This is a genomic window from Solidesulfovibrio carbinolicus (assembly GCF_004135975.1).
Taxonomy (GTDB): domain Bacteria; phylum Desulfobacterota; class Desulfovibrionia; order Desulfovibrionales; family Desulfovibrionaceae; genus Solidesulfovibrio; species Solidesulfovibrio carbinolicus.
In genome coordinates this window covers 4,336,337-4,356,088 of the sequence record NZ_CP026538.1, presented here as the reverse complement: position 1 = coordinate 4,356,088, position 19,752 = coordinate 4,336,337, and the positions used below count along the sequence as shown (strand labels likewise).

The following is a 19,752-nucleotide window of genomic DNA, read 5'->3' as shown; positions in this document are numbered from 1 at the left end:
TAGCTGCGCTTTCGGCGTGAAATCGGCATAACCCGACCCGCGCGCCGCCAGGGGCATGCCCTGGCGGCGCGCGGGATCGTTTATCCTGTCGCCAACCCCCTCACGAGGTCCCCTTGAGCAAGATCGAGGACATCATCGCCCGCATGGAGGCCCTGGAAAAGGAACTCGCCGAAGAGTTCGAACAGGTTGGGGCTCAGACGCGCTACACCATCGAACGCAAGAAAGTCCATTTCACCCGCGAGATCATCCGCCAGCACAAGCTGCTGGCCAAGAAATGGTCGGCCTACGTCTACGAGTCCGGCTTCCTCATGATCCTTACCATCCCGGTCATCTGGGGCGCGGTCATCCCGGCCCTGCTCATGGACTTCACCGTCTCCCTCTACCAGCTCGTGTGCTTCCCCATCTACGGCATCCCCCGCGTGCGGCGCGGCGACTACATTGTCATCGACCGCTACGCCCTGTCCTATCTCAACTGGATCGAAAAGCTCAATTGCGTTTACTGCGGCTACTTCAACGGCCTGCTCGGCTTCGTGCGCGAAGTGGCCGCCCGCACCGAACAATACTGGTGCCCGGTGCGCCACGCCCGCACCCCCAAGGCCACCCACTCGCGCTACCACCGGTTCCTGGAATACGGCGACGCCGAAAGCTATCGCCGCCGCCTGGAAACCGTCCGCCGCCAGTTCGACGATCTACGGGATAAGCGGGGGTAGTCGTGAGGCGGGAGCGGAAGGCGGAAGATGCTCCGGCGGCTGGAGGCCTCAGGCCCCGGCGCTCTCTGGGGTGAAAAAAAGGGAGCGGCCGGCGCTCCCTTGCTGTGCAACGGGTCTGCCCTGGTCAGGGGCGTGATCGTTTCAGGGCTGTCCCACGGCCTGGGCCGGCGCGGCCGGCGGCGTCGCGGCCGCCACGGGCGTTGGGCCGGCGGCCTTTTTGGCCTGGACCATCTTGAAGCCCTTATCCAGCAATTTGGCGGTCTCGCGCTCGCGCACGCGCGGGTTGCGCGACCCGAGCACCACGGCGATAAGCCGCGTGTCGCCGCGCATGGCCGTGGCCACGATGTTGTAGCCCGAGGCGCACACGAAGCCGGTCTTGAGCCCGTCCACGCCTTCGTAGCGGCCCAGCAGCGAATTGGCGTTGTGGCGCTGGCGGTTGTTGTGGGTGAAATATTGCATGGAGTGGATGGTGAGCGATTTGGGGAACTGCTCCAGGTAGGCGGCGGCGAGTTTGAGCATATCCCGGGCCGTGGTCACCTGGCCGTCGGCCGGCAGGCCGTTGGGATTGAAAAACACGGAGTTGCTCATGCCCAGGCGCTTGGCCGTGTCGTTCATGAGCGCCACGAAGGCCTCGGCGTTGCCGTTCTCCAGGTTGTCGGCGATGGCCATGCAGGCGTCGTTGGCCGAGGCCACGGCAATGCCCTTGATGAGGTCCGTGACCTTGACCTGCTCGCCCGAGCGCAGGCGCATGTTGGAGCCGCCCTGGGTCGCGGCCCGCTGGGAAACCTCGATGACGTCCCAGGGGCGCAGCCGGCCCTGGCGGATGGCGTCGAAGAGGATGTAGAGCGTGAGCACCTTGGTCAGCGAAGCAGGCGGAATCTGCACGTCCGGGTTCTGCTCGTAGAGCACCTCGCCGGTGTTCATGTTCCACAGGATGGCGGACTTGACGGTCAGCGGCGACCCCACGGCGCAGGCTCCGATGTCGCCTTCCTCGTTTTCGATGTCGGTCTTGGCCGGGAGCTCGCCTTTTTTGGCCCGGCGGGGTTTTGGGGCCGGGCTGTCGGCCAGGGCGGCCTTGGCCGGGTGGGGCGCTTTGGACGGCGCGGCGGCCTTGGCGGCATTGGCCGGTTTTTTGGCCTTGGGGGCGGTTTCGGCCTTGGCCGATTTCTTGGCGGCCGGTTTGGCCTGGGATTTGGCGGGCTGTTCCTTGGCCAGGGCCTGGGCCGGATCGGCCAGGGGCGCGACGACCAGGACCAGGAGGGCTATGGCGGCCAGAATGCTGGCGCGAAGTACGTGATGCATGCGGTTTGGTTCCCCTTGCGTGGCGAACGCGTCTGGCCTGCCCCGGGCAGCCGGGGCGGAATCGACGTTGCGCTTGTACCCGCGAGGATGGCGAAAGTCAAAAGCCCGGCTCCCGGCGTTGCGCCCGACGGGCGCTTGCCGTAGGGTAGGGAAAGCAAACGCCGGACGGGGGGTCGGGCGGTTGCCGCAGGGAGCCTTCATGCCATTTCGTCCATGTGTCCCAGGGGGGCCGGCCCGACAGGGTCCGGCCGGCTACGGGCCGTTTGCGCGCATAGCCGCGCGGGCGGCCAGGTCTTGTCGTGTGCTTGCGCCAACCCGTGCCGGCCGGCGCTGATCCTTCCATGGCCGATACCCACGATTTTCCCGACATCCAGGAACGCCTCCTCGCCCTGGAGGAGGCTTTTGCCGACCGCAACGGCTACCGGTTTAAAAAATCCCTGTCCGAGCTGCGCCGCGCCATCAAGATGCGGGCCAACGCCGTGGCCCTGGCCCAGGCCGAGATTCTCGACAGCCGCAAGGAAAACGAACGCAACCGCAAGCAGTGCGTGGATTTGCAGGCCAAGCTCAAGACCGTGGTGGACCGCTTCGAGGGCAGTTTCACGGCCTTTGAGAAGTTCCGCAAGGCCATCCGGGTGGTGGAGCTCATGCGCGGCCACGAGGATCTGCCGGCCGTGCTGGAGCGCATCAAGGATCTCTTTGGCCTGCGGGCCGTGAGCCTGCTGCTCGACGCCGGGGAATACGCCCCCTTCGAACCGCCCGGGGCGCGTCTGGCCGAGGCCGGGGCGCTTAAAGCCAAGCTGGCCGAACTCATGCCCAAGGGCGTCGGGCCAGGGCCGTTTATGGGCACCATCCGGGCCGTGCCCGATCCGGAATTCTTTTTCGGCCAGGGCTTTTGCGCCGAACGCAAGGTGCTGCTTTTGGGCTCGTGCTTCATCTATCCCCTGCGCGACAAGTTCAGCCCCCAAAAGCTCGTCGGCGTCTTGAGCTTTTTCGACTCCAACCCCACCCGCTACACCAGCGAGAAGGGCTCGGAGTTCGCCACCCACTTCGCCGACATCCTGGGCTACACCATCGTCGACGTCACGGACCGCAAAAAGGCCGAGCGCCTGCGCGAGGACGTGGAGCGCATGACCCGCCACGACCTCAAGTCGCCGCTGACCGCCGTCCTGACCCTGCCCCAGCTCCTTCGCCGCGACGGCAACCTGACCGAGCGCCAAAACGACATGTTAAGCCTCATGCAGCACGCCGGCTACCGCATGCTCAACATGATCAACCAGTCCCTGGATCTCTACCGCATGGAGCGCGGCGTCTACGAACTCTCCCCCCAGATGGTCGATATCCTGCCCATCCTCGACAACATTTCCGGCGAACTGCGCGGGGTCATCGAGGCCAGCGACCTGGCCCTGGATGTCCTCGTGCGGGGCCGCCCCCGCCAGGACGGCGACGCCTTTGCCGTGCGCGGCGAGGAAATGCTCCTCTACACCATGCTCTCCAACCTGATCAAAAACGCCCTGGAAGCCTCGCCGCCCGGCCAGCGCGTGGTCGTGACCCTGGCCGAAGGCAAGACCCTGGACGTGGCCGTGTACAACGCCGGCGCCGTGCCGGCCGCCGTGCGCCAGCGGTTTTTCACCAAGTTCGCCACCGCCGGCAAAAAAGACGGCACCGGACTTGGGGCCTACGGAGCCAAGCTCATCGCCGAAACCCACGGGGCCAAGATCGCCATGGCCACCTCCGAACAGAAAGGCACCACCGTCACGGTGTCGTTTCCCAAGCCGCGTACGGCGGCACATGCGCAAACGAATACGAAGACGATGACGAAGATGCCTCCGGCGGCCGGGAGGGGGTAACCCCCTCCCGGCCCCTCCCTGTCAGGGGGGAGAAGGTTTTGGCTGGGGCTGCGGAGTATGATTGCCGCGTGGCGCGGCCGGGAGGGGTCCATGTTCGCACGGTGTGTCTTGGCGTTGGCGCTGGTGCTGGCCGTCCCGGCCACGGCGGCCCTGGCCCAGTCCCAGGCGGCCTACAACGCCGCCGCTTGCGCGGCCCTCAAAAAGGCCGACGCCGAACTCAACGCCGTCTACGCGGCCATCCTCAAGAAAAACGCCGACGACAAGAATTTCATCGACAAGCTCAAGGTCGCCCAGCGGGCCTGGGTGGCCTTCCGCGACGCCGAAATGGCCGCCCGCTACCCGGCCAGGGACAAGTGGGAGTATGGCTCGGCCTTTGACCTGTGTTGGTGCAACGGCCTGGCCGCCCTGACGCAGCAACGCACGGAGCAATTAAAGCCCTGGCGCGACGGCATCCCCGAAGGCGACGTCTGCACGGGCAGCTATCCGGTGCGGTAGTTGTTGTTCGCGGGAAAGTGATGTCGAGGTCTCAGGCCCGGGCCGTGAACATGGCCCCGGAGGCTACCGTGGCGCTGGTGGACGCGCCGGCCCGGTCATAGGCCCGAAGCGTTCGGGCGCTTGCGGCGGCGTTGCCGGTCGAAACCCCGTCGGCGGTTCCCGTCCCGTTCGCCGAGGCCGTCGATGCCGCGCCGGCCAGCGAAGCCAGGACCGCCGTCTGGCGGGATTGGGCAAAGCCGCTGTCGCCAAAATCACGGCCAGAAGTGGCCGAACCGTCCGCGCCGGACTGCGCCCCGGGCAACGGCCCGCTTCCCTGGCCCTGGATCGGCGGGGCCGCCTGGGAGGCGCGGACGGGTTCGGCATCTGGACTGGTCACTCGCGGCGGCGGCGTCGGATCAGGCACGGCGGGAGCCTGGGCCGCGTACAGCCCGAGCGTCCCGTATCCGCCGCTGTCCACCGCATCGATCATGGCTCTCTCCTGTCCGGGACTTGTCCCGTTCGCTGCTCTTATCGGCCACGCCCCGGGCCGTCTTTAGTCCCGGGGCGAAATAGCCTATGCTTTTTCCATGAACGCACCCACGCCCGGCGACGTCGCCGTCTATGCCGTCACGGCCAAGGGGCTGGCCCTGGGCCGCGCCCTGGCCCGGGAGCTGCCGGCAACGCTTTTCGCCCCGGCCCGGCTGGCCGGCGACGGGGCCGTGCCCTTTGAATCCCTGTCGGCGCTGGTGGCCGAAACCTTCCACCAGCGCCGCGCCCATGTTTTCCTGTGCGCCTGCGGCATCGCCGTGCGGGCCGTCGCGCCGCATCTTCGCGGCAAGGCCGCCGATCCGGCCGTGGTCTGCCTGGACGACACCGCGACCTTTGCCGTAAGCCTGCTGTCCGGCCATCTGGGCGGGGCCAACGACCTGGCCCGGCGTCTGGCCGGCCTGACCGGGGCCGTGGCCGTGGTCACTACCGCCACCGACGCGGCCGGCGCGCCGGCCATCGAACTGCTCGCCCGGGACGCCGGCCTGTCCCTGGACAACCCCGTCGCCACGCGCCGCATAAACGCCGCCCTGGCCGCCGGGGAGCTGGTGGCCGTGTTCGATCCCCTGGGCGCGTTCGCCCCGCCCGAAGCCGCCGCACGGCATTTCGTCTGGGTGGCCGATCCGGCCGAGGTCGGGCCGGACGAACCCCTGGCGTTGGTGGACTGGCGGGCCGGGCCGGAAACGCCCACGCGGCTCTATCTGCGCCCGCGCGTCCTGGTCGCCGGCATCGGCTGCCGCAAGGGGGCGAGCGCCGAGGCTATCCTGGAGCTCGTTGACGCCGCCTGCCGCCAGTATCGGCTGGCCCCGGCCAGCATTGGGCTCGTGGCCAGCATCGAGGCCAAGGGCCACGAGCCGGGGTTGCTCGAAGCGGCCCGGCGGCTTGGGGCGGCAACCGTATTTTTTCCCGCCGACGCACTGTCCGGCATAAGCGTGCCCCATCCCTCGGCGATGGCGGCCAAACATATGGGAGTGGAAAGCGTATGCGAAGCGGCGGCGATTGTGGCGGCAAACCGGGGCAGGCTCGTGGCCCCGAAGACCAAAAACGCCGTGGCGACGCTGGCCCTGGCCCTGGCGCGCTGACCGTGGTCGGGCTTGGCCCGGGCGACGCCGCGCTTTTGGCCCCCATGGCCGAGGCGGCCCTGGCCGAGGCGCATTGCATCGTCGGCTACGGCCCCTATGTCGATCTCGTGTCTCCGGCCTTGCTGGCCGGCAAGGACGTGGTGGCCACGGGCATGACCGGCGAGGTGGCCCGCTGCCGGGCCGCCTTGGAGGCGGCCGCCGCCGGCCGGCGGGTGGTGCTCGTGTCCAGCGGCGACGCCGGGGTCTACGGCATGGCCGGGCTGGCCCTGGAAATGCTCGACGCCATGGGGCTGCCCCAGGCCCTGGAATTTTCCGTGGTCCCGGGCATCCCGGCCGTGTGCGCGGCGGCGGCCTTGCTCGGCGCGCCGCTGACCCACGATTTCGCGGTCATTTCGCTCTCCGACCTGCTCACCCCCCTGCCGGTCATCGAAGCGCGCCTGGAGGCGGCCTTTGCCGCCGATTTCGTGGTCGCCATCTATAATCCCCGCTCCCGCAAGCGATCGGGCCATCTGGCCGAGGCCCTGGCCCGGGCCGCCCGGCATCGCGACCCGCAAACGCCGGTGGGCATGGTGAAAAACGCCTTCCGCCCGGCCCAGGAGATCCGGCTCACCAGCCTGGCCCAGGCCGATCCCGACTGGGCCGACATGCTCACCCTGGTGGTGGTCGGCAACAGCTCCAGCCGTCTGGCCGCCGGCCGTTTCCTCACCCCGCGCGGCTATGCCGGCAAGTACGCCCTGGAGGGCTGATTTCCGACCGTCGGGAGGGTAAATCTTCCGTCTTTTCCGGGGCGTATGCCTTGACAGGCTGTCCGGGCTGGCCGTACACCCTCTAAGTGATAAATTCTTCTTGGAAGGAGGTGTGAGGGATGAGAAAAGCATTGGTTTCGTGTCTGATGTGCGCCTCGCTGGTGGGCTTTGTCGGCCTGCCCATGGTCCACGCCGTGGACGCTCCGGCTGACGGAGAGATCAAAGCCCCCGAGGGCATGCCTGCCACCCAGTCGCCGGTGAAGTTCTCCCACAAGGGACACGCCAAGATCGACTGCAAGGCCTGCCATCACAAGGGCGAAGCCTCGCAGAAGTGCTCTGCGGCCGGCTGCCATGACAGCCTTGATCCCAAGGACAAGACCAGCGACAAGTCGTTCTATCGTGCCTTCCACGACATGAAGAGCGAAAAGAGCTGCATGGGCTGCCACAAGAAGGAAGCCAAGGGCCCCACCAAGTGCCCTGAGTGCCACCCCAAGAAGGGCGCCTAACCCCACTGCGCAAGTCGCGGGACCGGGAGCCTATCCCCCGGTCCCGCGACGGCGCGATGCAACCCGGCCGAGGTATTCCATGGCAAGCGACAAGCCCCTTCCCGATGCCGACGACGACATCATCGATCTCACCGACCTCGTGGAAGAGGGCGGCGCCGGGAATGGCGCGGCCGACGACGGCGTCGATATGAGCTTCGAACAAGAGCTCGACGATCTTTTCGGCGACGCCGAACCCCTGCCCGCCAAAGCGCCGCCGGCCGCAGCCGCCCCGGCGGATGCCGCCGGCGAGGACGATCTTTTCGACCTGGCCGGTTTCGAGGTCGATGACGCGCCCAAGGCCGCCGCCGCTTCGGACGGCGAGGACGACCTCATTGATCTGGCCGGCTTCGAGGCCGAGGACGCCGCCCCCAAGGCGACCGCCGCCGCAGCGGACGACGACGCCATTGATCTTTCCAATTTCGGCCTGGACGACGACGCCGACGATCCCCTGGCCGGCCTGGGCCTGGACGACGACAAACCCGCGCCGCGCGCCGCGTCCGCCGTTGCCGCCGACGAAGACGACGCCCTGGATCTCACCGGCCTGGGCCTGGACGACGACGCGGCCCCGGAGGCCGCCGCCCCCGATATTGCCGATGTCTCCTTCGAAGAGCTCGGCCTTGGCGACACCGCCAAAGACGCGGACGCCGAGGGCAGCCTGGACGACATCGATTTCGGCGACCTTGACGCCGCGCCCGCCGAGACCGCCGAGTCCGCCTCGGACAGCGACGAGCCCATGGACTTGGCCGACCTCGACTTTGAAACCGCCACGCCCGAAGCGGCCGCTGCCGGCGAACCAGAAGCCGTGGCCGCCGTCCTCCTGGCCGACATCGACGACGACGAAGCCCCCAAGGCCGTTTCCGACGCCGACATCGACGCGCTGTTGGCTGAACCCGGCGACGACGAGCCCCTGCCCGATCTGCTCGGCACGCTGCCCGACGTCCCCGAGGACGACGACGCCCTGGCCGCCTTCGAGGCCGCCCCGGACAAGCCCGCCCCGCGCGACTCCCTGCCCGAGGACGACGATCTGACCGATTTCGCCGATCTGCCCAAAGCCGGCGAGCTGCCGGCCGAGGCCATTCCCCTGGCCGCCGCCGCAGCAGCCGCCGTCGCCGTGGGCGCGGCCGCCATGCCGGCCATGGCCGCCCGCGCCCAGGCTGGGCCGTCCGTGGGCGGCATCGACCTCGGCGCTCTGGACAATCTCATCGATTCCTCCAAGGCCCCGGCCGTCGAGGCTGAAACCCCGGCCCCGGACAAGGCCCTGGCCGGCCGCATCGCCGCCCTGGAGGCCGCCGCCGCCGACTTGGCCGGCCGCCTCGACGCCCTGCCGCCGCCGCCCGATGAGAACGCCCTGGCCGTGGCCCTGGCCGGCCGCCTGGAAAGCGCGCTGACCCTTCGCGTCGAAAGCCTGCTCGCCAAGTACGAACCGGCCTCGGACGCCTCCAGCCTCAAGGACGACATCCTGGCCGAGGTGCGCGCCAGCCTGGAAGACCACCGCGCCGCCTTGCTGGCCGAACTGCCGCCGCCGGCCGCGGCCTCGTCCGGCGACCTCGACGCCACCCTGGAGCGCCTGCGCGAAAGCCTGGCCCGCCTCGAAGCCCTGGGCCAGGGACGCCACACCCAGTTCGAGGACTTCGCCCGCTCCATGGAAACCAGCCTGGCCGAACTGCGCCGGGAACTGCCCGACCCCGAAGATTTCGTCACCGGCAAGCGTCTGGCCGAAGCCCTGGACGGCCTGGGCGAAACCCTGGCCGCGAGCCTGGATGAACGCTTGGCCGAACTGCGCCGGGAATTGCCCGACCCCGAAGATTTTGTCACCGGCAAGCGTTTGGCCGAAGCCCTGGACGGCCTGGGCAAAACCCTGGCCGCCGACCTGTCCGCCAGCCTCGATGCCCGTTTCGAAGCCACGGCCGAGGCCGCTCGCCAGGAAATCCAAACCCTGGCCGCCAGTCTGGATGAACGCCTGGCTGACCTGGCCGAAACCGCCAGACAGGTCGCCGTCGCGGAGATCCGCAACCTCGACGCCCGGTTCGACGCCCTGGCCGAAACCGCCGCCGCCACGGCCCGCCAGGAGGCCGTCTCCCTGGCCCAGACCCTGGAGCTGCGCCTGGAAAACCTCGAAAGCGAGCGCATCGATCCCGAGGCCCTGGCCGCCACCCTGCGCCAAACCCTGCTCGCCGACGTCGCCTCGGCCAGCGCCCTGGACAATCTCACCGCCGCCGTGGACGCAGCCGCCCAAGACGCCCGCGACGCCTTAAACGGCCTCGGCGGCCGCGTCACCCCCGGCGACCTCGACGCCGCCCTCAACACCCTGCGCGCAAGCCTGCTGGCCGAACTCGAAACCGCCGTGCCCAAGGCGGCCGCCGCCGTCATCCGTGAGGAAATCGCCGTGCTGCTGCAGGAATTCGCCGGGTAGGGCAGGAGGAGCGCAGAGAAGAGTGCCTTGTATGTTTCCGTAGCAGTTTTAAACTTGTTACGGTTGAGGGGACGGCAGATCGATGATGCCTTGAGCTTCAAGCTCGTGCCGGAGCCAGGATCGTCGTCCCCTTCTTCCACGGAACCCGAACCGTTGCCTGGGCTGCGAGCCCGTATCTACAAGGCTGGGTGCTGGAGGATCATACATGGCTGCTATTGAGCGTTTTATTGGGATTGATGTTTCAAAGGAAACTCTGGACGTTCACACACTCCCTGATGGAAATGCCTTTGTTTTCACCAATGATCCAGACGGTATAAAGGCGATTTGCAAGAAGTTTTCCAAGATTAGGCCTGAGCTTATTGTCCTTGAGGCCACAGGTGGTCTTCAAATTCCTGTTGCCACGGCATTAAGCCTGAAGAAATTTCCTGTTGCTGTGGTCAATCCTCGCCAGGTCCGGGACTTCGCAAAGGCTACCGGGCGGCTGGCAAAGACTGACAAAATCGATGCAGAAATGCTGGCGCTCTTTGGGAAACAGCTCCGCCCTGAAGTGAGACCGTTGAAGGATGAACAGGCGCAGGAGCTTAGCGCATTTATGTCCAGACGGAACCAGCTATTGAGAATGCTCGTTATGGAGAAGAATCGTCTTTCGCGTTCCTATGGTTCAGTCAGAAATGACATAGAAAAAAATATCGATTGGCTTGAAGAGCGGTTGTCCGAAATCAATACTCATCTTGGTGCACTTGTCCGAGCAAGTCCCTTTTGGCGTGAACAGGACAATTTGCTTCGTAGTGTTCCTGGAGTTGGGGAAGTTCTATCAACAGCCATTCTTTCAAATCTTCCCGAGCTTGGAAAATTGAACCGCCGCGCGATATCTGCACTTGTTGGCGTTGCCCCAATGAATTGCGACAGTGGCAAGTTTCGTGGAAAACGTCGGGTTTTTGGTGGTCGCAGTAATCTTCGCTCCATTTTATATATGGCCATCATGACGGCAATTCGTTTCAACCCAGTAATTCGTGATTTCTATAAGCGACTGACGGAGGCTGGCAAGCCTCACAAAGTTGCAGCTGTCGCTTCCATGCGAAAGCTCGTGACGATTTTGAATGCAATGGTTCGATCCGGTCAACCCTGGGCGCACTGTGAAAGCTAGGCCTTAACCAGCCTTCTGGGGTTGACTTGAACCACCGTTGCTCCGGCGGCCAAAGGGGCTGAGCCCCTTTGGAAACCCCTCCTGGGTTCGGTAAGAGGCCGATATTACGTCGAAAAGTGTGAGTGCGCCAAGACCCCTTGGGCGCGGGAGCGCTTCGCCCGGGGTTACCCGGAACGGGGATGTGGTGGCCACCCCAGGTCGGGGGTCCGGGGGGCTGAGCCCCCCGGCGGGTCCAGGGCAGCGCCCTGGCAGGGTCTGGGACAGCGTCCCAGCGGGTGCAGGGCAGCGCCCTGCTGCCGGCTAATACGGCTCGTTTTGGGATTCGACGTCGTTCCAGACGCGCAGCGGCTCGTCGTCGTTGAGGGTACGTTCGACGAAACCGTTGCTGCTCTTGTCGATTTTCTTCCAGGCCGTATCGGCTTTTTGTTTCTGCTGGAATTTGGCGGTGAATTCTTCCTTGGTGATTTTGCCGTCGCCGTTGGCGTCGTAGGCGGCGAAGACCTGATCGATGTTGATGTAGGTCTGTTTGGCGGGCTTGGCGGATTTGGCGGAGCAGCCGCCGATGGCCAGGGCCAGGGCCAGAACGGCCAGGACGGCCGGAACGTGTCGCAGCATGGTCGTCTCCCGTAGCGGTCGAAGTCTTTACAAGGGTGCGGCCGGCGGCCCCGGCCCGGCCCGGCTGGCGTTGCCGGTTTTGTTTCCAATCGGTAACCCGTGCGCCGGGCGGCGCACAATCCCCGGGGCCGGTCTTTTTGCGCCAAGCGGCAAAAAACCCTGTCGCCCCAGGGCAAATATCCGCGATGCTACACGGCAAAGCCCAGGGCTTCGGCCAGTTCCCGGGCCGGGCCGGCGAAGGGCCGGCGTTGCCACAGGGCGTTCTGGGCGGCCCACCAGTCGGGGTGCAGCCCCAGTTCTGCGGCGTGGCGGGTCAGGCGGGCCAGAAGTCGCCAGTCCGGGTCGGGCTGTTCGATGAGCCGGGCGGCTTCGGCGGCGATGCGGGCTTCCAGGGCGGCCTTGACGGGCGAACCGTCGCCGGTGTGCTTGAGGAACAGGTGGAGCAGCTGGCGTTTTTTGGGCGGCAGCGGCGGTTCGAAGACTTCGAGCCACAACAGGCCCGGCCAGAGGTGCAGGACAAGGGGGGCCAGGGTCAGGGTGTTCTGGGCTTCCTGGCGCTCGGTGACGAGGCTTCGGGCCACGGCGGCGGCGGCGAGGTTTTCGGCGTGGAAGACTTCGGCGTGGTGGCGCGAGAAGGCGTCGGCCAGGGCCTGGCGTTTATTGACGGGCAAGCCCACGGCCTCGAAGGCAAAGCCTTCCTCGACTCCACCCGTGGCCGGCCGGATGGCGGCGCAGGCGGCGAAGGGATCGGACGTGGGCGAGGGGGTATAGGTCAGTTCGTAGCGCTCGGCAGCGGTTTCATGGCGGTAGACGATGGCGGCCGAGCCGGGGCGCGGCGCGCCGGCCTGGGCGTTTTCCAGGCGCACGGCCACGGCGACGCCGGGCCAAGTTGCCGCGGCTTCCTCGCCGCCCAGGGGGAGCCGGTTTTCCAGGGCCAGGGTCACAAGCGCCTGGGCGATGAGCGTTTTGGGCGTTTCGCGCCGGGGCCGGGCCATGGTTTCCCAGATGTCGGCCCCGTTGCCCATGGCTTGTTCGTTGGAGCGGGCCTGGGCCAGGATGGCCAGGATTTCCGGTTCCGGGTCGGCCATGCCGGTGGCCCGGGCGAGTTCCACGGCGCGCAGGGCAAAGGTCATGGCGTTGACCGGCTCCAGGCGCGAGATCTCGTCGAAAAACCAGGCGCAGCTGGCAAACGCAGCCAGGCCCCAGGCCTGCATGGACAGGAGTTTCCAGGCCGCGCCCCGGCGGACGGCGTCGGCCGTGGCAGCCATGTGCAGCCGTTCGAAGCCTTCCTTGGACTGCGTGCCGGCCAGCACCTGGCCGTAGGCGACAAGGGCGGCCTCGGGGTCCTTGAAGAGCGCGCCGGCCTTGGCGTCGAAGTGGGCGTCCAGGCGGGACTTGAGCAAATCCAGGGCGTTTCGCAGGGGGGCGCGCCAGCGCTGGTTGTAGCCCGGGTGGTCGCCGGCGGTGCAGCCGCAGTCCGAGCGCCAGCGTTCCACGCCGTGGGCGCAGCTCCAGGCCGAGGCCTCGCGGACCTTGGCGTAGGCCTTGGGCGGATTGGCGGCCAGATAGGCGGCGAAGTTGGTGAGGGTCAGGCCGTCGCGGCCGGATTTTGCCTGGTCCAGGGCGTAGGCCAGGGCCATTTCGCCGAATTTGAAGTGGTGGCCGTAGGTTTCGCCGTCGGTGGCCAGGGATAAAAGCCCCCCGCCGGCCGATTCGGACAGGCGGCGGAAGAAGTGTTCGCCGTCGGCCAGCAGGTTTTCGAAGGCCACGGCCTGGGACAGGGGGCCGTGGTAGAAAAAGACCGCGATTTCCCGGCCGGACGGCAGGCGCACGGCGTAGGGCCGGCGGATGTCCAGGGAGCCGGCGTCCACGCCGCGCCAGTCGCGGCCGTTGTCGCTTACGGCCGTGGCCTGGGACGGGGCCAGGATGGTGAAGCGGATGCCGGCCTGGGCCAGGGCTTCCAGGGTCGGGGTGTCCACGGCGGTCTCGGACAGCCACATGCCCTCGGGATCGCGCCCGAACCGGGCCTTGAAGTCGTCCACGGCCCAGGCGACTTCCAGGCGTTTGTCGCGCTCGGTGGCCAGGGGCATGATGACGTGGTGATAGATCTGGGCCAGGGCGTTGCCGTGGCCCAGGCGGGCCAGGCTCTCGCGGTCGGCTTCCAGGATGCGGGCGTAGGTGTCCGGGGCGGAGCGGGCCATCCAGGACATGAGCGTGGGGCCGGCGTTGAAGCTCATGTGGCTGTAGCAGTTGAACAATTCGGCGATGCGTCCGGCCCCGTCCTGGCGGCGGGCCCGGGCCATGGGAGCGTAGGATTCGCGGCAGATGCGTTCGTTCCAGTGCACGGCCGGGGCGGCGCTGCCTTCGGGCAGGATGCGGCCAAGCCAGGGGTCCTCGCGGGGGGGCTGGTAAAAATGGCCGTGGATGCACAGGGCGCGGTCCATGGTGCTACTCCTGTCCGGGGTTTTCGATGCGGTTTTCCCCGTGCGGCGGCGGGGCGAAGGTTTTGCGGTCCAGGGCGTCCAGGGCGCGTTCGGCCAGGGCGGCCTCACGACGGCGCAGCAGCGACGCGTCCACGTAATGGACCTCCAGGGGCCCCTTGGCCGGCCGCACCAGGGCCAACGACAGTCCGGGCCAGGACCACAGGTGCATGGTCGCGCCGTCAGGTTCCGGTCGGGTGACAGGCGGACCGTATTTGGCGCTGTAGGCGGCCAGCACACGCTCGTAGTCGGCCTTGGGGTCGCTGCCCGAGGGCGCGATGGTCAGGGCCACGCCGGCCAGTTTGCCGGCGTCGTAGGCGTAGACCACGCTTATAAGCGGGATGTCGCCGAGATTTAGGCGTTCGTCGGCCCGGCGCAGGTAGCGCCGGCCCCGGTGGGTGAAGAGGAATTCGCCCGTGGGCAGGGCGGTTTCGGGAGCGCCGAAGGCCGCGCCGCGAAAGGACCGGGGCGGGTCGCCCTTGGAAAAGATGCGAAGCCCCCCGGACAGCGACGGCGGCGCGCCGGCCGCGGTCTCGGCGGCCACGACCTGGGCCAGCCGGGCGGCGTCAGCGTAGCGGATGGCCAGGCCGCCGGCGGCGGTGTCGCGCGACAGCGCGATCTGGGCCCCCGGCCAGCTCCAGACGAGTTCTTCTTCCAGAGTGGCCGCGATGGCCCGGGGCGCGCCGTATTTGGCGGCATAGGCCTGGCGCAGGGCCTCGAAATCCACCCCGGCGTCGGCCCGCATGAGCACGGCGAAGAACTTGCCCTGGTAAAAGCCGTAGAGGATGTCGCCCAGGCGCGTTTCGCCCAGCTCCAGGCGTTCGCCGGCCCGGCGGTAGTAGACGGCCGCGCCTTCTCGGTAGGCCTCGGCCATTTCGGGCAGGCTTTCGATGTCGCGGCCGAAACGGATGCCGCGAAAGCCGATGGGGCCATGGGCGCGCACGTCGTCCAGGCTCTGCCAGGTGTCACGCTCGTCATGGCTGAGATCCGGGAGATAGACGTAGTCGATGTCGGTGGTCCCTTCCCGGGCGTCGTGGGACAAGCTGACGGTCAGGGCGGGTTGTCGCCAGACCAGCCGGGTCCAGCCCGGCGCGCCTTCCCGGGCCGGCCGGCCGTACTTGGCTTCGTAGGCGGCGATGACGTTGCCGAGGTCTTCGCAGCCGGCCAGATGCAGCCGCACGAAAAAGAATTTTCCCCGGGAAAAGCCGTAGCGCACCGTGGTTGGGCAGTCCTCGCCAAAGGCCGGCTTTTCGGTTTCGCGGCGATAAAGGGCCACCGGGCCGGCGTCCAGGATCGGGACCAGCCCGGGAACCTCGGCCAGGGGCGCGCCAAAGGGGATGCCGCGAAATTCCAGTGGCTTGGCGGCCTCGGCCGGGCCGGCCGCCAGGGACAGCCAGGCAGCCAGGGCCAGCAGGGCCAGACCAAGGAGTCGGGCGGCCAGGGTCGCCATGGTTCAGCGGGCCAGCCGCTTGCCGATGCGCCGGGCCATTTCGCGCAGGCTTTCGGCCAGCACGGCGGTTTCGTCGTGGCCGGACACGGGCAAATTGCCGGTCATGCGCCCCACGGCCAGATCCCGGGCGAAAAAGGCGCAGCGCCGCACCGGGCCGCCCAGGAGAAAGGCCACGGCCAGGCCGAAGACGATGCCGACCAGGCAAATACCCCAGGCCGCGCCGCCAAGAAGCAGGCGCGAGGCGCGCACGGCATCGGCCAGCCCCGAGGCGTCGGCGGCGGCCTCGGCCAGGGTGGCCCCGCCGAGATCGGCCCCGGCGGCCAGGGCGGCCCGCTCGGCCTCGATGATCTGGCGGCCCGTGGACTTGAGGCCCTCCCAGTCGGACAAAAGCGCCCCGGCGGCTTGGCGGCAGGCGGCCAGGGCGGCGAAGACCGGAGCCAGACGCTTGTTTTCCTCGTCGCTGCCGGCTTTCACTTCGCGCAGCAGGGCCTCGGCCTCGTCGTAGCGGGCAAGCGCCTGGGACAGCCGGCCCGGGTCGCGCTCGGCCTTGGCCGCCTCGGCGGCCAGCCGCACGTCGCGGCCGGCGTCCTGGACGGCCTGGGCGGTCTTGAGCCGTTTGGCGTGCAGGCGCAGGGGGTCGGGCTGGGGATATTTGGCGGCCAGCTCCTTGTCCCACTGGGCGGTCTTGAATTCGATGTAGCTAGCCACGGCGGCGGCATAGGCCTCCTGGGCGGCGGCCAGATCGGCCCGGTCCCTGGCCACCAGCTCGTTGGCGGCGGCGGCGGATTCGGCGGCTTTTTTGTAGGTGTCGAGCAAAAAACCGATCTTCTGGGCTTCGGCGGCCAGGCTTTCCATGCCGGGCCGGCTGGCCGCCTCGCGGGCGGCGTGCAGGGCGTCGGCGGCCTGGCCCAGGTCTTTTTTGGCCCGCTCCAGGGCGTCGCGGTCGCCCGACAGGGCATAGCCCCGGATGGCCTGGGCGGCCAGGAGCAGCCGGCGCTCCACGGCCACGGCCAGATCGGCCCGGGGCAGGCGGGCGGTTTCCAGGGTCTTGGAGCGCGCGGCCAGGCCGTCCAGCCGGGAGACGGCGAAAAGCCCAAGCACCAGCGCGGCCACGGCGGGCAGGCACACGGCCAGGGCGATCTTGGCGGGAAAAAGCGGAAACCTCATGCCGGTGCGTCCTTGCGGTTGGAGATGCGGCACGGGGAGGCGGCACAAAACAACCCGGCTCCCGGGCGAGAGGCTACAAGGTGTAGCCAATTACGCGCCAAAATCAAAGGGGGCGGCCGGACAATATGCCGGCCGCCCCCGATTTCGCGCTGCTTGTCGGCGACGCATCAGCCGAAGCGGCCGGTGATGTAGTCTTCGGTCTGTTTCTGGGCCGGGCGGGTGAAGATGGTTTCCGTGGCGTCATCCTCGATGAGCCGGCCCATGTAGAAAAAGGCGGTGCGGTCCGAGACGCGGGCGGCCTGCTGCATGGAGTGGGTGACGATGATGATGGTGAAGCGTTTTTTCAGCTCATGAATGAGCTCTTCGATCTTCTGGGTGGCGATGGGGTCCAGGGCCGAGGCCGGCTCGTCCATGAGGATGACTTCCGGCTCGATGGCCAGGGCCCGGGCGATGCACAAACGCTGCTGCTGGCCGCCGGACAGTCCCAGGGCCGAGTCGTGGAGGCGGTCCTTGACCTCGTCGAAAAGGGCCGCGCCGCGAAGGCTTTTTTCCACCTGCTCGGAAATGTAGGTGTTGTCGCGGATGCCGCCCACGCGCAGGCCGTAGGCCACGTTTTCGAAGATGGTCTTGGGGAAGGGGTTGGGCTTTTGGAAGACCATGCCCACCCGGCGGCGCAGCTCCACCACGTCAAGGTCCGGGGCGTAGATGTCCTGGCCGTCCAGGGTCAGCTCGCCCTCCACCCGGACGCCGGCGATGAGATCGTTCATGCGATTGAGGCAGCGCAGATAGGTGGATTTGCCGCAGCCCGAGGGACCGATAAGGGCCGTGACCTGGTTGGCGTTGACGACGAGGTTGATGTCCTGGAGGGCCTTGAACCGGCCGTAGTAGAAATTGAGAGCCCGGGAGGCCATTTTCACGGTGTCGGACATGGTGTTTCCTTGCTGCGGCGGTTAAGCGCGTCGGCGGCCCGCCTGGGCCGCCCGGTCGTATCCCTGGAGCGCGGCCTGTTCAGGAGGCCTGGGTTCGTGGCCCGGACCCGGCCGTTTCGGCCGACGCCTCGGCCTTGGGCGACTGGGCCATGGGCAGGGTGAAATGGAAGGCGGCCCCGGCCATCTCGCCCCGGCCGCGCTCCACCCAGACACGGCCGCCGTGGCGCTCCACGATGTGGCGCACGATGGCCAGGCCAAGGCCGGTGCTGCCCGGGGTCTTGGAGCGATGGCGCTCCACCCGGTAGAAGCGTTCAAAGACCCGCTCGCGTTCTTCGGGCGGAATGCCCGGTCCCTGGTCGAGAACGGAGCACATGGCCAGGCCCCGGTCGGGATCGGGGGCGGCGGTCAGCACGATGCGCCCGGCCTCCGGGCTGAAGCGGATGGCGTTTTCGAGTAGGTTGCGCCAGACCTGGGCCAGCTGGCCCTGGTCGCAGGCCACGGCCAGTCCGGCCTCGGGCAGGGCGCGGACCAGTTCCAGCCCCCGGGCCTGGGCCAGGGGTTCGCACTCGCGCACGGCGTCGGCCAGGGCGGCCCCGGCCTCGGCCCGGGCGTCGGGGGCCGGCCCCTGACCGTCCTCCAGCCGGGCGAGGTTTAAAATGTCGTCCACCATCTTGGACATGTGATTGGCGTTTTTGAGGATCACTTCCAGGAAGCGCCGCTTTTCGGCGGCCAGTTCCGGCGCGGCTCCGAGCAGGGTTTCGGCGTAACCCTTGATGGAGGTCAGCGGCGTGCGCAGCTCGTGGGTGACGTTGGCGGCGAAGTCCCGGCGCACCCGGGAGAGCTTTCGGGTCTCGGACACGTCGTGAAAGACCAGCACGGCCCCGGCCTCGGCCCCGTCCCGGCCGGGCAGGCGCACCAGGGACACCTCGTAGACCCGGCCCGGCCCGAACCGGGCTTCCAGGGTCACGGCCTCGGCCGCGCTTTCGGCTTCGGGGCCGGCCGGATTGGCGGCCAGGAGCCGGTCGCAGGCCAGTTGCAGCTCGGGGCTGGGGATGACCTCGATGGGCCGGCGTCCCAGGGGATCGGCGGCGATGGGGGCCAGCCGGGCCAGGGCCGGGTTGGCCACGCGCACCTTTCCGGCGGCGTCCAGGACCATGACCGCCTCGCGCATGCCGTCCAGGATGGCTTGCAGTTGGGTCTTCTGGGCCACGATGGTGGCGATGTTGGCCTCGATGCCCCGGGCCATCTGGTTGACGGCCCCGGCCAGGACGGAAAATTCGCCCCCAGGCAACAAATGCAGCCGGCGGCGGTAGTCGCCGTCGCCAATGGCCCGGGCTACGTCCACCACCTCGGCCAGGGAACGCGACAGGCGGCGGGTGAAAAACCAGAACACGGCCCCGGCCAGGGCCAGGGCGGCGGCATTGGCGGCCAGACGCTGGCCCGGCGTGGCCGAGGCCGGAACCAACGACGACAGGCCCAGGGCCAGGGCGGCCACGGCCACGCACACGGCGGCGGCCCGCAGTCCCAGGGCGGCGGAGCCGGCCACGGCCTACTCCTTGAACCGGTAGCCCACGCCCCGGACGGTTTCGATCATGTCGGCGAAATGCCCCAGCTTCTGGCGCAGGCGGCGGACATGGGTGTCCACGGTGCGGGCATAGCCCTCGAACTCGTAGCCCCAGACGGAATTAAGCAGCCGGTCGCGGGTGAGCACCCGGCCGGCGCTTTGGAACAGCTCGGCCAAAAGCTTGAATTCCGTGGCGGTGAGCGCCACCTCGGCCCCGTCCAGGCTCACCCGGTGGGCGGCCATGTCCACGGACAGGCCGTCGCGGGCCAGCACCTGCCGCTTTTCCGGCTCCGGGGCGTGGCGCTTGAGCACCGAGCGCAGGCGCAGGACCAGCTCGCGCGGCGAAAACGGCTTGACCACGTAGTCGTCGGCCCCCAGCTCCAGCCCGACGATGCGGTCCACTTCCTCGCCCCTGGCCGTGAGCATGATGATGGGGGCGCTGGCGGTCTTGGGGTCGCGCTTGAGTTCCTTGCAGACCTCGAAGCCGTCCAGGCCCGGCAACATGAGATCGAGGATGACGGCGGCCGGCGGATTGCGCCGGGCCTTGGCCAGACCCTCGTAACCGTCGCGGGCGGTCTCGGCGGCGAAGCCGGCGCTTTGCAGATTGAAGGCGAGCAGTTCGACGATATCTTCGTCATCTTCGACAATCAGGATGGAATCCTTGGACATGCGACCACCTCGAGGTTTGCGGGGCCATCAAGAACACGTCGCCTTGACGCGGCGATGTATGTCGCG

At 68.0% G+C, this 19,752-nt stretch carries 17 protein-coding genes; 8 read left to right on the top strand and 9 right to left on the bottom strand.

From position 1 onward, the window contains the following. Window positions 1-113 precede the first annotated feature (113 nt). On the top strand, window positions 114-710 hold the full coding sequence (locus tag C3Y92_RS19460) for a hypothetical protein (RefSeq protein WP_129355457.1): 597 nt from the start codon (window positions 114-116) through the stop codon (window positions 708-710). A gap of 141 nt (window positions 711-851) precedes the next feature. On the opposite strand, the gene C3Y92_RS19455 is transcribed toward C3Y92_RS19460, so the two are convergent. Next, window positions 852-2,012 (bottom strand): D-alanyl-D-alanine carboxypeptidase family protein, encoded by a 1,161-nt coding sequence (locus tag C3Y92_RS19455; RefSeq protein WP_129355455.1) that lies wholly within the window; start codon window positions 2,010-2,012, stop codon window positions 852-854. 341 nt (window positions 2,013-2,353) lie between these two features. On the opposite strand from C3Y92_RS19455, the gene C3Y92_RS19450 reads away from it, so the two are divergent. Next, complete coding sequence (locus C3Y92_RS19450; RefSeq protein ID WP_129355453.1) at window positions 2,354-3,859, top strand: sensor histidine kinase; 1,506 nt, start codon at window positions 2,354-2,356, stop codon at window positions 3,857-3,859. 90 nt (window positions 3,860-3,949) lie between these two features. Then, window positions 3,950-4,354, top strand: coding sequence for a lysozyme inhibitor LprI family protein (locus C3Y92_RS19445; protein ID WP_165352144.1), 405 nt, complete (start codon window positions 3,950-3,952; stop codon window positions 4,352-4,354). 31 nt (window positions 4,355-4,385) lie between these two features. Here the strand turns inward: C3Y92_RS19445 and C3Y92_RS19440 are convergent, their stop codons facing one another. Next, the gene (locus tag C3Y92_RS19440; protein ID WP_129355449.1) at window positions 4,386-4,823 is read right to left on the bottom strand and encodes a hypothetical protein; all 438 of its coding nucleotides are present in this window, start codon (window positions 4,821-4,823) and stop codon (window positions 4,386-4,388) included. A gap of 97 nt (window positions 4,824-4,920) precedes the next feature. Between C3Y92_RS19440 and C3Y92_RS19435 the strand changes: the two genes are divergently transcribed. The 5 genes from C3Y92_RS19435 to C3Y92_RS19415 all read left to right on the top strand — a co-directional run bounded on the left by C3Y92_RS19435 (window position 4,921) and on the right by C3Y92_RS19415 (window position 10,812). Continuing rightward, window positions 4,921-5,961, top strand: a complete 1,041-nt coding sequence (locus C3Y92_RS19435) for a cobalt-precorrin 5A hydrolase (protein ID WP_129355447.1) — start codon at window positions 4,921-4,923, stop codon at window positions 5,959-5,961. Between the two features lie 2 nt (window positions 5,962-5,963). Next, a complete protein-coding gene (gene cobJ / locus C3Y92_RS19430) occupies window positions 5,964-6,707 on the top strand; it encodes a precorrin-3B C(17)-methyltransferase (protein WP_129355445.1) in 744 nt (247 codons plus the stop codon). A 119-nt stretch (window positions 6,708-6,826) separates the two neighbouring features. Continuing rightward, window positions 6,827-7,213, top strand: coding sequence for a cytochrome c3 family protein (locus C3Y92_RS19425; protein ID WP_129355443.1), 387 nt, complete (start codon window positions 6,827-6,829; stop codon window positions 7,211-7,213). A 79-nt stretch (window positions 7,214-7,292) separates the two neighbouring features. Then, window positions 7,293-9,665: a coiled-coil domain-containing protein gene (locus tag C3Y92_RS19420; RefSeq protein ID WP_129355441.1), complete on the top strand. Its 2,373-nt coding sequence runs from the start codon at window positions 7,293-7,295 to the stop codon at window positions 9,663-9,665. Window positions 9,666-9,870: 205 nt separating this feature from the next. Next, window positions 9,871-10,812: an IS110 family RNA-guided transposase gene (locus tag C3Y92_RS19415; protein WP_129354653.1), complete on the top strand. Its 942-nt coding sequence runs from the start codon at window positions 9,871-9,873 to the stop codon at window positions 10,810-10,812. 300 nt (window positions 10,813-11,112) lie between these two features. Here the strand turns inward: C3Y92_RS19415 and C3Y92_RS19410 are convergent, their stop codons facing one another. The 7 genes from C3Y92_RS19410 to C3Y92_RS19380 all read right to left on the bottom strand — a co-directional run bounded on the left by C3Y92_RS19410 (window position 11,113) and on the right by C3Y92_RS19380 (window position 19,686). Then, the gene (locus C3Y92_RS19410) at window positions 11,113-11,427 is read right to left on the bottom strand and encodes an EF-hand domain-containing protein (RefSeq protein ID WP_129355439.1); all 315 of its coding nucleotides are present in this window, start codon (window positions 11,425-11,427) and stop codon (window positions 11,113-11,115) included. 188 nt (window positions 11,428-11,615) lie between these two features. Continuing rightward, entirely contained in the window at window positions 11,616-13,871 is a 2,256-nt protein-coding gene (locus C3Y92_RS19405) for a DUF3536 domain-containing protein (RefSeq protein ID WP_129355437.1), read from the bottom strand. 4 nt (window positions 13,872-13,875) lie between these two features. Next, complete coding sequence (locus C3Y92_RS19400; protein ID WP_129355435.1) at window positions 13,876-15,357, bottom strand: hypothetical protein; 1,482 nt, start codon at window positions 15,355-15,357, stop codon at window positions 13,876-13,878. A 3-nt stretch (window positions 15,358-15,360) separates the two neighbouring features. Continuing rightward, entirely contained in the window at window positions 15,361-16,524 is a 1,164-nt protein-coding gene (locus C3Y92_RS19395; RefSeq protein WP_129355433.1) for a methyl-accepting chemotaxis protein, read from the bottom strand. A gap of 167 nt (window positions 16,525-16,691) precedes the next feature. Next, the gene (gene pstB / locus C3Y92_RS19390; protein ID WP_129355431.1) at window positions 16,692-17,453 is read right to left on the bottom strand and encodes a phosphate ABC transporter ATP-binding protein PstB; all 762 of its coding nucleotides are present in this window, start codon (window positions 17,451-17,453) and stop codon (window positions 16,692-16,694) included. A 79-nt stretch (window positions 17,454-17,532) separates the two neighbouring features. Beyond that, on the bottom strand, window positions 17,533-18,999 hold the full coding sequence (locus tag C3Y92_RS19385; protein WP_129355429.1) for a HAMP domain-containing sensor histidine kinase: 1,467 nt from the start codon (window positions 18,997-18,999) through the stop codon (window positions 17,533-17,535). Window positions 19,000-19,002: 3 nt separating this feature from the next. After that, complete coding sequence (locus tag C3Y92_RS19380; protein ID WP_012749844.1) at window positions 19,003-19,686, bottom strand: response regulator; 684 nt, start codon at window positions 19,684-19,686, stop codon at window positions 19,003-19,005. Window positions 19,687-19,752 lie beyond the last annotated feature (66 nt).

What these genes read in the sequence shown, in the direction of transcription:
- C3Y92_RS19455 (WP_129355455.1), bottom strand. Translation starts at nt 2,012, where the DNA reads ATGCATCACGTACTTCGCGCCAGCATTCTGGCCGCCATAGCCCTCCTG.
- C3Y92_RS19450 (WP_129355453.1), top strand. Translation starts at nt 2,354, where the DNA reads ATGGCCGATACCCACGATTTTCCCGACATCCAGGAACGCCTCCTCGCC.
- C3Y92_RS19445 (WP_165352144.1), top strand. Translation starts at nt 3,950, where the DNA reads ATGTTCGCACGGTGTGTCTTGGCGTTGGCGCTGGTGCTGGCCGTCCCG.
- C3Y92_RS19440 (WP_129355449.1), bottom strand. Translation starts at nt 4,823, where the DNA reads ATGATCGATGCGGTGGACAGCGGCGGATACGGGACGCTCGGGCTGTAC.
- C3Y92_RS19435 (WP_129355447.1), top strand. Translation starts at nt 4,921, where the DNA reads ATGAACGCACCCACGCCCGGCGACGTCGCCGTCTATGCCGTCACGGCC.
- C3Y92_RS19425 (WP_129355443.1), top strand. Translation starts at nt 6,827, where the DNA reads ATGAGAAAAGCATTGGTTTCGTGTCTGATGTGCGCCTCGCTGGTGGGC.
- C3Y92_RS19420 (WP_129355441.1), top strand. Translation starts at nt 7,293, where the DNA reads ATGGCAAGCGACAAGCCCCTTCCCGATGCCGACGACGACATCATCGAT.
- C3Y92_RS19415 (WP_129354653.1), top strand. Translation starts at nt 9,871, where the DNA reads ATGGCTGCTATTGAGCGTTTTATTGGGATTGATGTTTCAAAGGAAACT.
- C3Y92_RS19410 (WP_129355439.1), bottom strand. Translation starts at nt 11,427, where the DNA reads ATGCTGCGACACGTTCCGGCCGTCCTGGCCGTTCTGGCCCTGGCCCTG.
- C3Y92_RS19405 (WP_129355437.1), bottom strand. Translation starts at nt 13,871, where the DNA reads ATGGACCGCGCCCTGTGCATCCACGGCCATTTTTACCAGCCCCCCCGC.
- C3Y92_RS19400 (WP_129355435.1), bottom strand. Translation starts at nt 15,357, where the DNA reads ATGGCGACCCTGGCCGCCCGACTCCTTGGTCTGGCCCTGCTGGCCCTG.
- C3Y92_RS19395 (WP_129355433.1), bottom strand. Translation starts at nt 16,524, where the DNA reads ATGAGGTTTCCGCTTTTTCCCGCCAAGATCGCCCTGGCCGTGTGCCTG.
- pstB (WP_129355431.1), bottom strand. Translation starts at nt 17,453, where the DNA reads ATGTCCGACACCGTGAAAATGGCCTCCCGGGCTCTCAATTTCTACTAC.
- C3Y92_RS19380 (WP_012749844.1), bottom strand. Translation starts at nt 19,686, where the DNA reads ATGTCCAAGGATTCCATCCTGATTGTCGAAGATGACGAAGATATCGTC.